At 70.9% G+C, this 12,481-nt stretch carries 10 protein-coding genes; 2 read left to right on the top strand and 8 right to left on the bottom strand.

Features of this window, described 5'->3' with window-relative positions:
• Positions 1–33 precede the first annotated feature (33 nt).
• The 3 genes from N798_RS04790 to N798_RS04780 form a co-directional block, all read right to left on the bottom strand.
• A complete protein-coding gene (locus N798_RS04790) occupies positions 34–1,284 on the bottom strand; it encodes an ABC transporter substrate-binding protein (RefSeq protein ID WP_198030709.1) in 1,251 nt (416 codons plus the stop codon).
• A 131-nt stretch (positions 1,285–1,415) separates the two neighbouring features.
• The gene (locus tag N798_RS04785) at positions 1,416–2,165 is read right to left on the bottom strand and encodes an ABC transporter ATP-binding protein (RefSeq protein ID WP_198030708.1); all 750 of its coding nucleotides are present in this window, start codon (positions 2,163–2,165) and stop codon (positions 1,416–1,418) included.
• Positions 2,158–2,973, bottom strand: coding sequence for an ABC transporter ATP-binding protein (locus N798_RS04780; RefSeq protein ID WP_229708243.1), 816 nt, complete (start codon positions 2,971–2,973; stop codon positions 2,158–2,160). Before N798_RS04780 ends, N798_RS04785 begins: the two co-directional genes overlap by 8 nt.
• Before the next feature lie 163 nt (positions 2,974–3,136).
• On the opposite strand from N798_RS04780, the gene N798_RS04775 reads away from it, so the two are divergent.
• Together N798_RS04775 and N798_RS04770 are read left to right on the top strand one after the other, a co-directional pair.
• Complete coding sequence (locus N798_RS04775) at positions 3,137–4,996, top strand: helix-turn-helix domain-containing protein (RefSeq protein WP_035946664.1); 1,860 nt, start codon at positions 3,137–3,139, stop codon at positions 4,994–4,996.
• Between the two features lie 42 nt (positions 4,997–5,038).
• Positions 5,039–6,040 (top strand): hypothetical protein, encoded by a 1,002-nt coding sequence (locus N798_RS04770; protein ID WP_052116925.1) that lies wholly within the window; start codon positions 5,039–5,041, stop codon positions 6,038–6,040.
• A gap of 2 nt (positions 6,041–6,042) precedes the next feature.
• Here the strand turns inward: N798_RS04770 and N798_RS04765 are convergent, their stop codons facing one another.
• The 5 genes from N798_RS04765 to N798_RS04745 form a co-directional block, all read right to left on the bottom strand.
• Entirely contained in the window at positions 6,043–6,972 is a 930-nt protein-coding gene (locus N798_RS04765) for an alpha/beta hydrolase (RefSeq protein ID WP_035946663.1), read from the bottom strand.
• Between the two features lie 133 nt (positions 6,973–7,105).
• Positions 7,106–8,089, bottom strand: a complete 984-nt coding sequence (locus tag N798_RS04760; RefSeq protein WP_084100113.1) for an SDR family oxidoreductase — start codon at positions 8,087–8,089, stop codon at positions 7,106–7,108.
• Between the two features lie 72 nt (positions 8,090–8,161).
• The gene (dxs, locus tag N798_RS04755) at positions 8,162–10,030 is read right to left on the bottom strand and encodes a 1-deoxy-D-xylulose-5-phosphate synthase (RefSeq protein ID WP_035946661.1); all 1,869 of its coding nucleotides are present in this window, start codon (positions 10,028–10,030) and stop codon (positions 8,162–8,164) included.
• Positions 10,031–10,199: 169 nt separating this feature from the next.
• A complete protein-coding gene (locus N798_RS04750) occupies positions 10,200–11,813 on the bottom strand; it encodes a M4 family metallopeptidase (RefSeq protein WP_035946707.1) in 1,614 nt (537 codons plus the stop codon).
• A gap of 130 nt (positions 11,814–11,943) precedes the next feature.
• Positions 11,944–12,375: a hypothetical protein gene (locus N798_RS04745; RefSeq protein ID WP_229708239.1), complete on the bottom strand. Its 432-nt coding sequence runs from the start codon at positions 12,373–12,375 to the stop codon at positions 11,944–11,946.
• Positions 12,376–12,481: the final 106 nt, after the last annotated feature.

Below are 12,481 nucleotides of genomic sequence, written 5' to 3'. Positions count from 1 at the left end.
CCTCTAGGAGTTCCGGTTGGTGGAGTCAGCGGCTCACATGGAGCAGCCGGACTCGGCCTCCGGCTTGAAGGCCTCGGCGGCGGGGATGGTGGCGACGATCTTCTCGTAGTCCCACTCCTCCTTGACCTCGGACTGGGGCTTGACCTCGGCGAGGTAGACGTCGTGGATGACGCGGTGGTCGCCCTTGCGGACCTCGCCGTTGCGGAGGAAGACGTCGTTGATCTTCTTGCCCTCGAGCTTGGCGACGACGTCGTCACCGGTGTCGGAGCCGGCCTCCTGGACGGCCTCGAGGTAGTTGAAGGCCGCGGAGTAGTTCGCGGCGTGCGCGAACGACGGGCGGGTCTTGGTCTTGGCCTGGAACTTGTCGGCCCACTCGCGGTTCTGCTCGTCGAAGTTCCAGTACCACGCGTCGGTGAAGGTCACGCCCTTGAACTGGTCGGCGCCCAGGCTGTGGATGTCGGTGATGAACATCAGGCCCACGGCGAGCTTGATCTGGTCGCTGATGCCGGCCTGGTTGTACTGCTTGACGAAGTTGATGAGGTCACCACCGGCGTGCATGGTGCCGATGACGTCGGGCTTGTCGGCGGCTGCCTTGGTGATGTAGGTGGCGAAGTTGTCGTTGGGGAACGGCGTCGGGACCTTCTGGCCGACGGTGCCGCCGGCGCCGGTGACCTGCGCCTCGAAGGACTTCGTCATGTCCTGGCCGAAGGCGTAGTCGGGGTAGACGACGTTCCACTTGGAGCCGCCGTTCTTCGTGAGCGTGCCACCGGTGCCCTTGGCGAGCATGTAGGTGTCGTAGGCCCAGTGGAACGTGTACTTGTTGCACTGCGCACCGGTGAGCGCGGTCGTGCCGGCGCCGATGTTGATGTAGACCTTCTTCTTCGTCTTGGCCTGCGTCGCGACCGCAAGGGCAGCCGACGAGGTCGGGACGTCGAGGATGATGTCGGCCTTCTGCCGGTCGTAGAGCTCCTGCGCCTTGGTGTTGGCGATGTCGGGCTTGTTCTGGTGGTCGGCGGTGACGACCTCGATGTTCTTGGAGACCGCGTCGTCCTTGTGCTTGGCCTTCCAGTCCTCGACCGCCATCTTCACGGCCTCGACCGAGTTGGGGCCGGAGAGGTCCTTGTAGACGCCCGACTGGTCGTTGAGGACCGCGAGCACGATCTTGTCGTCGCTGATCTTGCCGCCGCCCGAGGACGGGCCGCCGCCGGCGCTGCCGCATGCGGAGAGCAGGAGACCGGAGCCGGCCACCATCGCCGCGAGCGTCGTCATCTTGGTGTGTCGCATGTGCCCCTCCTGGGGTGTGTATGCCGTGCCCGGCGGTCAACTGTGAGTCGTGCGGTTGTCGTGGGGTGCGGTCCGTCGCGAGGATGCGGCGGCGCGGGTGTGGGGGCGGAGGCGCTGGTGCGCGGACCGACCTACATGCCGAGGTGCTGGAGCAGTTCCGTGGTGCGGGAGCGGAACTCCTCGTTGGGGAGGCTCTCGACGATCTCCCCTTGCGCGAGCAGGTTGTGGCGGTCGGCCACCGTGCCCGCGAACCTCACGTTCTGCTCGACGAGCAGGACCGCGACGCCCTGGCTCTTGATGTCGCGGATGATCTCGCCGATCTTGTCGACGATGACGGGGGCGAGGCCCTCGCTCGGCTCGTCGAGGAGGAGGAGCCGCGACCCGGCACGCAGCGGTCGCGCCATGGCGAGCATCTGCTGCTCACCACCGGAGAGCTTGGTCCCCGGGAAGTCGCGGCGCTCGCGCAGCACCGGGAAGTGCTCGTAGATCCGGCCCAGGCTCCACGCCGCGTCCTTGTCGACGACGGGCGGAAGGCTGAGGTTCTCGGCGACGGTGAGCGTCGCGTAGATGCCGCGGTCGTCGGGCACCCAGCCGAGTCCGGCGCGGGCCCGCTTGTCGGCGGACCGGCCGTCAAGGGTCTTGCCGTCGAAGGTCACCGAGCCTCGGACGTTGCGGTGCAGGCCCATGATCGAGCGCAGCAGGGTCGTCTTGCCGGCGCCGTTGCGCCCGACGAGCGTGACGACCTCGCCGGGCGCGACGTCGAGCGAGGCCTCGCGCAGCGCCTGCGCCTCGCCGTGGAAGGCGGAGAGCTTCTCGACCGCGAGCAGCGGCGTCGTGGTGCGGGCCTGCTCTGTCTTCGTGGTCGTGGCCGGCTCAGCCATGCTCGCCTCCCGTGTCTCCGAGGTATGCCGTGATGACCCGCTCGTCGTTCCTCACCTGGTCATAGGTCCCCTCGGCGAGCACCTCGCCGGACTGGAGCACCGTGACGCGGTCGGCGAGCGACCCGACGACGTGCATGTTGTGGTCGACGAAGACGACCGTGCGGCCCTTCGAGGCCTTCTTGACGAGGGCAATGGTGCGGTCGACGTCCTCGAGGCCCATGCCGGCGGTCGGCTCGTCGAGGAGGAGCAGCGCCGGGTCGTTGGCGAGGGCCAGCGAGATCTCGAGGGCCCGCTTCTGTCCGTAGGCGAGCGACCCGGCGGTGACGCCGCTGCGGTCGGCCAGGCCCACCTCCTCCAGCAGCTCCATGCCCCGCGCCTTGAAGCGGCCCAGCTGCTTGCGCGAGGACCAGAAGCGGTAGCCGAGACCGGTCGGTGAGGCCAGGGCGAGCTCGAGGTGCTCGAGCAGCGTCATCTGCTCGAAGAGGCTCGTGATCTGGAAGGAGCGGGCGACGCCCATGTGGGCGATCTGCTCCGGCTGCTTGCCCGCGATGTCGGTCCCGCGCAGAAGGATCTGGCCCGACGTGGGGGCCAGGAAGCCGGTGAGGAGGTTGAAGAGGGTCGTCTTGCCGGCGCCGTTGGGGCCGACGAGGGCGTGGATCGTGCCCTCGGCGACGTCGAGGTCGACCGAGTTGACGGCGGTGAACCCGCGGAAGTCCTTCGTCAGGCCGACCGTCTGCAGCATGGTCGTCCCCGGGCTGGACGCGGACGCCGTCGTCGTGGACGTGGACGTCGATGCGCTCGGACTCACCTGCACCTCCTTGTGCTCCGCACCGCAGGAGTTCTGCGGTCGGTGAGGCCTCACCCTAGGACGGGCCCTCGGCGGCGCTCATGGTGTCCCCCACCACTGTCTCGCCCGGCTCATGGCGCGACGACCCATGCGTGCCGCGCGGGCGGCCCCTAGGATCGGCGACATGCACGACGACGTGGATGCAGGGACGCGCCTGCTCGAGCTGCTCGCCTCCGGGGCCTCGGCCGCCGACCTCGCCGCACTCGACGTGGACCCGCACGCCCGCGACCTCGCGCTGCGCATCGCCGGAGCCTTCGACGTCCAGCGCCGCCGCGAGCAGCAGCTCGCCGCCCTCGTCGACACCGCCGGCGAGCTGGCCTCGATGAGCGACCCGTCCGTCGTCCTCGACGCGATCGTCCGGCGGGCCCGAGCCCTCATGGGCACCGACGTCGCCTACCTCACGCTCTACGACCCCGTGAACGAGGACACCTACATGCGGGCCACCGCAGGTTCGGTGTCGGCGAAGTTCCAGGTCGTGCGCCTCGACTTCGGCGCCGGGCTCGGCGGCCTCGTCGCCCAGTCGCGCAAGCCCTACTGGACGGCGGACTACTTCGAGGACGCCCGTTTCAAGCACACGAGCTCGATCGACGGGGCCGTCGGCGACGAGGGCCTCGTCGCCATCTGCGGGACGCCCCTCATCGTCAAGGACGAGTTCGTCGGCGTCCTCTTCGCCTCGAACCGCACCCCGCGACCCTTCACCCACGACGAGGTCGCCCTGCTCGGCTCGCTCGCCGCGCTGGCCGCCGTCACGATCGTCCAGGTCCGCGCGGCCGAGGAGTCGGCGCGCACCCTCGCCGCCCTGTCCGAGGCGACCGATAGCGTGAGCCGCTACGCCGCCGGCATCGAGCGGGCCGCGGCGGCCCACGACCGGTTCGCCGAGATCGTCCTCGAGGGCGGCGGCGTCGACGACCTCACCGACTCGCTCACCCGCCTCCTCGGCGGCTGGGCTCTCCTCCTCGACGACGAAGGCACCCCACGCAGTGTCGCCGGCGACGACCCTCCCAGCGGTGACGCCCTTCACGCCCTCGCTGCCGAGGTGGTCGAACGGGCCGACGGGGTCCGCCTCTCCCGGCTCGGCGACGACGTGTGGGCCATCGGCATCACCGCGACCGGCGAGGCCATCGGCTACCTCGTCATCGGCGACGTCTCGACGATGGACGAGTCCGACGAGCGCACCGTCGAGCGTGCCGCGGTCGTCACCGCACTCGTCCTCCTCGGTGAGCGCAACCGTGCCGAGGCCCGCCAGCAGCAGCGCACCGACCTCGTCGCCGGCCTCGTCGGCGGTCATGGCGACGCGGCCGTCCTCGTGCCCGCCGCCCGATCGCTCGGACTCGACCTGCGCGAGCCCTCCTGCCTCCTCGCGGTCCGTCGGGACGACGGCGGCAGCGCACGCTCGCTCGTCCTCGCCGTCAACGCAGCCCTCGGCGGGCAGGCGCTCGTCGGCGAGGTCGACGGGCACGTCGTCACCCTCGTCCCCGGCGACGAACCCGGCTCTCTCGCAGCCGACCTCGCCGCCCGGCTCTCCCGCAGCCACTGCGTCACGGTCGGCGCCGCGGGCCCGGTGGACGAGTCACGCTCGACCCTCATGGCCGACCTCGCCGCCGCGCACACGGAGGCCCTACGGACCGCCGAGGCTCTCGTCGCGCTCGGCCGGCGAGGCGACGGCGCCTCCGCGGCGGAGCTGGGGTTCGCGGGACTCATCGTGGGCACGCGACCGGAGGTGACGGCATACGTCGACTCCGTCCTCGGGTCGCTCGTCGACTACGACGAGGCGCGGGGCACCGACCTCGTGGGCACCCTCGAGGCCTACTTCCTCGCGGGGTCGAGCCCGCGGCACGCCGCGACGAGCCTGCACGTCCACACCAACACCGTCGCCCAGAGGCTCGAGCGGATCACCCGCCTCGTCGGCGACGGCTGGCAGTCACCGGACCGCGCGCTCGAGCTCCAGCTGGCCCTGCGGCTGCGTCACCTCGTCGCAAGCTGAGCCTGCGCCGTGCGGAGGCGCCGACCTGACAGGCTGTGCCTCGTGCTCACCCCCAACGACGTCGCGAAGTGCGAGAGCTGGTTCGACGACCACGGGCTTCCCTACTTCGTCGCCTCGCGCCCGGCCTCGATCCGCCGTGCGCTCGCTCCGGCCTCAGTGCTGCTCTGGACGGGCGTCGCACTCGTGACGGGCGCGGCGGCAGCTGTGCTCTGGCGGGTCGTGTCGTGGTCGTGGCCAGCTGCGATCGGGCTGGGCCTCTTCGCCGCGGTCGTCGTCGTCCTGCTGCGCGGGGTCGAGGTGTTCCGAGTCCCCGTCATCGGCCGCTGGGCGCTCGCCCACGCGTGGGGCTCACGGTCGCTGCTCGTGCCGCTGGCGACCCGGGCGCTGCCGTTCCTCCTGCTCTTCATCACCTTCCTCTTCATCAACACCGAGGTGTGGCAGGTCGCGTCGTCGCTGAGCCGCGCGCTGCTGTGGTCGAGCGTGGCGGTCTTCGTCGTCCTCGCGGTGGCGTTCCTCGCGCCGTCGTTCGACAAGGAGATCAGCCGGCTCGGCGCGGAGGTCGAGGGCGAGCGGCTCGTCGCCTCGTGTGAGGGGACCCCGGTCGCCTCGGCGGCCCGAGAGATCCTCGAGGAGCCGCAGCTCGCGAGCGAGGTGGCGGGGATCCGGCTGCGTGGGCTGGAGCGCAACAACCTGCTGCTCATGCTGTTCGTCACCCAGGCGATCCAGGTCGTGAGCCTGGCCTTCATCGTCTTCGGCGTCTTCGTCGTCTTCGGCTCGATCGCGATCCGTCCCGAGGTCATCGAGTCGTGGGTCGGGCACCCGCCGACGTATGAGACCGGTGGCCTGCACCTCGTGAGCAACGAGCTGTTCTCGGTCGCGGTGTTCCTGTCGGGGTTCGCCGGGCTCTACTTCACCGTGCAGGCGGTCATCGACCAGAACTACCGGCGCGAGTTCTTCAGCCGCGTCGAGGACGACCTCCAGCGCGCCATCGGGATCCGCAAGGTCTACGTCGCCCTTCGGGCACACCTCGCCGAACGCGTCTGAGCTCAGTCGGCGTCAGGGAGCAGGCGGTCGACGGTGTCGGCGAGGCGCGTGATGGCTGCGGGCTCGAGGATGACGGAGTAGTGGTTGGAGTCGGGGACCTCGCTGGTGCGCAGGGTCGGTGGCAACGCGAGGGCACGCAGTCGTCCCTCGTCATAGAGGCCCTGCGGCTCGTCGAGCAGGCCGCGGCTCGCCCAGAGCAGCTCGGTGGGGACGCCTGCCTCGACCGCGCGAGTGGCCGCTGCGAGGGTGTCGGGGTCGACGAGGACGTCACGGCCGTCGGCACGCACCGCCTCGAGCATGCAGCTCGACCGCCACCCGTCCGGCCCCTCGACGAGGTCGTGGTCGAGGTAGCGGCGCAGCCACAGCCCGGTCGGCCCATCGAGCAGCGGACCGACGGCGGGGTGCCGCCGCCAGAAGGCGAGGTGGTCGTCGGGCGAGTCGAAGACCATCGAGAGCCGGGTCATCGCCGGACCGATGACGGCGGACAGGGCCGCGTCGACGTCGCGGCCGGCCGGGACGGGGAAGCCCAGTCCCCCGTCGACGAGGACGAGCGCCCGGTAGCGGTCGGGGTCCTTGGCCGCGGCCGAGGCAGCGACGAACGCCCCCATCGAGTGACCGACGAGGACCGGGTGGCCGCCGAAGGCCGAGGCGATCGCCGACGTGTCGGCCGCGTGGGTCGCGATGCCGTAGGGGCCCGGGACGCCACGGCTCGCGGCCCGGCCGCGCAGGTCCGGCGCGAGGACGCGCACTCCCCCGACGCCGTGGCGCCGCACGAGCTCGTCCGCGAGCGTCTGCCAGGCGAGGCCGTTGGCCGTGATGCCGTGGAGCGCGAGGACCACCGGGACGTCGACGCGGGTGGCACCGGGTGTGAGGTCGTGGACGGCGAGGGTCCCCGCGTCCACCTCCACCGTGAAGGCCGGGACGACTCTCACTGGCTCACCTCCGCGCGTCGGGCCGCTGGGTGCCACCCCCGGACGAGCACCGTATGCCGTCCGCCCACCACCCGCTCATGGGTTCCGGACCCACATCGCGCCTGATCCTGTGTGCAGTGGGCGGCTGACCCGCTCAGACCACGGTCGACGGGGTCGAAGGCAGCGCGGCCTTGCGGCGGAGGAACGCCTCGACGGTCGTCATCTCCTCGACGTCGACCAGTCCGCCACCCGGCTCGTGCCAGGCGGACTCGGACGAGCCGACGAACCTGTTGAGTGCCATCGTGCGCGACGGAACCTCGGCGACCCTGCGCAGCACGGCCGAAAGTGCTGCGAAGACCGCAGTCGGCGCCGACACGGCCCGGACCGGTCGCCCGAGGACGTCGGAGTAGGTGCGAGCGACGTCGTCCCAGGTCAGCACCTGTGGGCCGGCGACGTCGAGGACCTGTCCGGCGACGTCGTCCCGCTCGACGGCCTTCACGCAGGCGGCTGCAGCATCGGCGACGGCGATGAAGGCCTGCCGGTGTCGGGTCGGGCCCGGCACGAGCATGAGACCACGTCGCTCGACCAGCGTCCCGGTGAGCCGTCTGAAGGTCCTCAGGAAGGGCGACGGCCGGCCGATCGTCGCGTGCGGCTCACCGCGCAGCGGCACCGCGGACCCCACGAGGGCCAGCCAGACCTCCATGAAGGGCGGCAGCCTCAGGACGACCGAGCCGGGGACCGTCTCGAGGACGCGCTCCTCCAGCTGACGCCGCTCCGAGACGATGGGCACAGCCGAGTCCACGTCTGTCTCCGGGATCGACGGGAGGACGATGCGTCGGACCCCGTGGCGTGCCGCTGCGTCGATGAGCCGGTGCTCGCCCTCGACGAAGCGTTCGACGTCGTCCCCGGCTCGCGGGACCGCGGTGTTGGCGGTGAGGACGACGACGTCGATCCCCGAGAGGAGGTCGTCGAGGTCGGGTGCACGGGCCAGGTCCGCCACCCTGAGCTCCACGCCCGTGAGGTCGACGGCGCGCTCCAACGCCCTCACCGACCCGCGCACCGTATGACCCCGCTCGGCCAGTGCACGACAACAGGCCGAACCGAGCTGTCCGTTCGCACCCACCACGAGCACGTTCATCCCAGCAGGTCAGCACGGACCCCGAAGGTTGTCCATGGCCCTTTCGACGTGGGCTGTCAGTGTCCTCTCGGGTCAGCGCAGGGTGTCGAGGAGCCTCGTCGAGATGGCCTCGGGCGTGAGGCCGACGCGGTCGAGGACCTGGCCGCGGGAGCCGTGGTCGAGGAACTCGCGCGGCAGTCCGAAGAGGTCGACCGGGACGTCGGAACCGCTGTCCCGCAGCGCCTGCACGACGTGCGAGCCGACTCCACCCGACACCGAGTTGTCCTCCACGACGGCGACTCGACCGGCAGCACCGGCCATCTCGCCGACCACCGGGTTCACGGGCAGCGCCCACACCGGGTCGACAACCCGGACCCGCAGCCCCTCGGCCGAGAGCTTGTCGGCCACGGTGAGCGCGGTGGCCGCCATCGACCCGACACCGACGAGCAGCAGGTCGACCTCCCCCTCGTCCGGCTCGGCCAACACGTCGACGCCACCAACCGACCGGACCGCCTCGATCGAGTCGCCCGCCGACCCCTTGGGGAAGCGGATGACCGAGGGGGCGTCGGAGATGTCGACCGCTGCACGGAGCGCCTTGGGGATCTGCTCACCGTCACGCGGTGCGGCGAGGTGCAGGCCCGGCACGACGCCGACGAGCGACATGTCCCACATGCCGTGGTGCGAGGCGCCGTCCGGCCCGGTGATCCCCGAGCGGTCCAGCACGAACGTGACCCCGGCGCGGTGCAGCGCGCAGTCCATGAGCAGCTGGTCGAAGGCGCGGTTGAGGAAGGTGGCATAGATCGCGACGACAGGGTGGAGGCCGGCATACGAGAGTCCGGCGGCCATCGTCGTCGCGTGCTGCTCGGCGATGCCGACGTCGAACGTCCGCTCGGGAAAGCGCTTCGCGAACGCGTCGAGCCCGACGGGGATCATCATCGCGGCGGTGATCGCCACCACGTCAGAGCGCTCCTCCCCGAGCTCGACGAGGGCGTCGCTGAACTCGTCGGTCCAGCTGCGACCGGAGATCTCGAGCGGCAGCCCGGTCTCGGGGTTGATGACGCCGACGGCGTGGAACTGGTCGCTCTCGTCGTTGACGGCCGGGTCGTAGCCCTTGCCCTTCTGGGTGATGACGTGGACGAGCACCGGCCCTCCGAACGCCCGGGCGCGGCGCAGCGCCTGCTCGACGGCGGGCTCGTCATGCCCGTCGACCGGACCGATGTACTTGAGGCCGAGGTCCTCGAAGAGGCCCTGTGGCGCGACGATGTCCTTGAGGCCCTTCTTGACCCCGTGCAGCGTCTCGTACATCGCGCCGCCGACGACCGGCGTGCGGTGCAGAGTCGACTTGCCCCAGTCGAGGACCCGCTCGTAGTTGCGGGTCGTGCGCAGCGTCGACAGCTTGTCGGCAAGCCCGCCGCGGGTCGGTGCGTAGGAGCGCTCGTTGTCGTTGACGACGATGACGAGCGGCAGGTCGCGTTCGGCGGCGATGTTGTTGATCGCCTCCCAGGCCATGCCTCCCGTGAGCGCCCCGTCGCCGATGACAGCGACCGTATGCCGGTCACGCTCGCCCGTGACGACACGTCCGGCCGCGATGCCGTGGGCCCAGGACAGCGAGCTCGACGCGTGCGAGCTCTCGACGACGTCGTGCTCGGACTCGGCGCGGCTCGGGTAGCCCGAGAGCCCGCCCTGCTTGCGCAGCCCCGAGAAGTCGTGGCGACCGGTGAGGAGCTTGTGGACGTAGGACTGGTGGCCGGTGTCGAAGACCACGGAGTCGCGCGGGCTGTCGAAGACCCGGTGGATCGCGATGGTCAGCTCGACGACGCCGAGGTTGGGGCCGAGGTGGCCGCCGGTGCGGGAGACCTCGTCGACGAGGAAGGTCCGGATCTCGCCGGCCAGCGTCTCCAGCTCGGGTCGGGTCAGGGCCTTGAGGTCGTCAGGTCCCTGGATGCGCTCCAACACGCTCACGCGCTCTCCCTCTCGGTGCCGATGTCCATCCGCAGAAGTCTAGGTGCTCTCCGGCACGGCACTGCTCCCCCACCGGGCTGGCGCCCACCCCTGCACGAAACATTCACGGGCCCCACACCTCTCCCCGACGTGCGGGAAGGGTGTGGAGCCCGTGACCGCCCCGCCGTTCCTACTTCACCGAGACCGCGTCCCAGGTCTGGGCGACCGCCGTGGCCTGCGACGACGTGGCGCCGTAGAGGTCACCGGCCGCCTTGACCGTGGCGGTGCGCGCCCCGGCGTAGTTCGTCGAGGAAGTCATGTAGACGGTGAGCGCGCGGTACCAGATCTTCGCCGCGGCGTCCCGCCCGATGCCGGTCAGCGTCGAGCCGTTGCACGTCGTCGAGCTGTGCGCCTTGCCGCCGAACGTCTTGGCACCCGAGCCCTCGGCGAGCAGGTAGAAGAAGTGGTTGCCGACGCCCGAGGAGTAGTGGACGTCGAGGTTGCCCACCGACGAGCTCCAGCAGTTGACCGACTTGCCGTCGCTGCTCGGGTTGTCCATGCGGCGGAAGCCGAGGCCCTCGGCGAGGTCGAACTCCTCACCGATGAGGTAGTCGCCCGGGTCGTTCGGGTTGTTCGCGCTGAACTCGACCATCGAGCCGAAGATGTCGCTCGTCGACTCGTTGAGGCCGCCGGACTCGCCGGAGTAGGTGAGGTTCGCCGAGTTCTCGGTGACTCCGTGGCTCATCTCGTGCCCGGCGACGTCGAGCGAGACGAGCGGGCCGAACGAGCTGCCGTCGCCGTCGCCGTAGGTCATCTGCTTGCCGTCCCAGAAGGCGTTGACGTAGTTCGAGCCGTAGTGCACCCGGCTCGGCGAGCCCTGGCCGGTGTTCCAGATGCCGTTGCGGCCGTGGGCGTTCTTGAAGTAGTCCCACGTGCGGGCCTGCCCGTATGCCGCGTCGACGGCGGCGCTCTGCCGGTTGGCGTTGGTGCCGTTGCCCCAGACGTTGTCGGGATCGGTGAACAGCGTCCCGGTCGAGCAGCCGACGCCGAGGACCGTGCAGAACGCGCTGTCGGTCTTGTTGCCCATGTCGGTGACCTGCGAGCTGCCCCGGGTCGTGTCCTTGAGCTGGTAGGTCGAGCCGGACAGCGTCGTCTGGATCGTCACCGTGCCGCTGTAGAGCGACGCCCCGCTGCCGTCGGCCTCGTGGATCTCGTCGGCCGACCCGACGACGGAGCCCGTGGTCGCGTCGACCCACGTGTGCAGCCGGCTCGGGGTGCCGCTCTCGCGGACACCGCTGGCGCGGACGTCCCAGACGAGCCGGGGCGTGCCCGCGATGGCGTCGACCGCCAGGGTCGGAGCCGCCTTGTCGAGGGAGACTCCCGCAGGAAGGGTCGCGGCTGCCGCCGAGCGCGCCTTCGCGGCCGAGATCGTGGGTGAGGTGCTCATGCTCAGAGGCGCGGTGAGCGTCTGGCTCACCGAGTCGACGTCGCCGTCGGCGCCGAGGTGCGCGACGAGGTCGCCACCGAGGACCGGCAGCCCATGGTAGGAGCGGTTCATCCGGACGTGCCGCACGCCGGACGCCTCACCGACCGCCGACGTCGCCACGAGGTCCTCCCCGGCCGCGAGCCGCACGAGACCCGGCGCGGAGCGCAGGGCCTGCTCCGCGCTGGCGCCGACCGAGGCGACGTCGAGCTGGCGGAGTGGACCGATGGGGTCGGCGGGGCGGGCGGTCGCCGGGAGGGCGGTGGCCAGCACGGCCGAGCCCGTGGCGAGGCAGGCGAGTGCGGAGAGCGATCGACGCATGGGGACTTCCTTGTCGTGTCGAGAGACGTCGCGCGGGCGGCGCGACTCCTTCATCACAACCGCTCCTGATGTCGCCACGGAAGGGACTTGGGCAACTCCTTACTCAACGTATACCTCGGTCAAGGGACCCTCAGAGGCGCGGCACGAACGTGTGCCCCTGCATGGCCTCGAGGAGCAGACCGGCCGCCCGGCGGGCCGCGACGAGCCGGGCACCCTCGGCCTCGAGCGCCGCCAGCGAGGCCGCGATCCCCTCGGGCTCGACGTGGTCGGCGAGGTCGACCCGAAGCCCCCTGTATGCCGTCCGCATCGCTCCCAGCTGGGCGTCCAGGTGGTGCGTGGTCACCCAGGCGAGGGCGACCGGGTGACGGCGCCACACGGCATACATGCGGTAGTCCGACGGGCAGTGGTCGAGCAGCCAGCCGACGGCCGGCACCTGCCAGCCCGGCGCCTCGGGCGGCGGGACGCGGTCGGGCCAGCCCGGCGGCCCCGGCCGGCGCGACCCCCCGGGTGCACCCGGGCTCGCCGAGCGCCGCAGTGGAGGCGGCGTCGAGGGGTCGAACATGTGTTCGATGATACCCCGGTGAAAGGTGTCGAGGACCTGTCTCGGCGCGGCCACATCGTGGACCACCCTCTCCGGGTGCCATAACTCGCTCTTATGCTTTCGATCA

Source organism: Knoellia flava TL1 (assembly GCF_000768675.1).
Taxonomy (GTDB): Bacteria; Actinomycetota; Actinomycetes; order Actinomycetales; family Dermatophilaceae; genus Knoellia; species Knoellia flava.
Note: the sequence above shows the minus strand (reverse complement) of the source record. Positions and strands in the feature narration are given on the sequence as shown.

Bases quoted from the DNA above. Each gene is read 5' to 3' on its own strand.
- N798_RS04790 (WP_198030709.1), bottom strand. From the start codon at position 1,284: ATGCGACACACCAAGATGACGACGCTCGCGGCGATGGTGGCCGGCTCC.
- N798_RS04785 (WP_198030708.1), bottom strand. From the start codon at position 2,165: ATGGCTGAGCCGGCCACGACCACGAAGACAGAGCAGGCCCGCACCACG.
- N798_RS04775 (WP_035946664.1), top strand. From the start codon at position 3,137: ATGCACGACGACGTGGATGCAGGGACGCGCCTGCTCGAGCTGCTCGCC.
- N798_RS04760 (WP_084100113.1), bottom strand. From the start codon at position 8,089: ATGAACGTGCTCGTGGTGGGTGCGAACGGACAGCTCGGTTCGGCCTGT.
- N798_RS04750 (WP_035946707.1), bottom strand. From the start codon at position 11,813: ATGCGTCGATCGCTCTCCGCACTCGCCTGCCTCGCCACGGGCTCGGCC.
- N798_RS04745 (WP_229708239.1), bottom strand. From the start codon at position 12,375: ATGTTCGACCCCTCGACGCCGCCTCCACTGCGGCGCTCGGCGAGCCCG.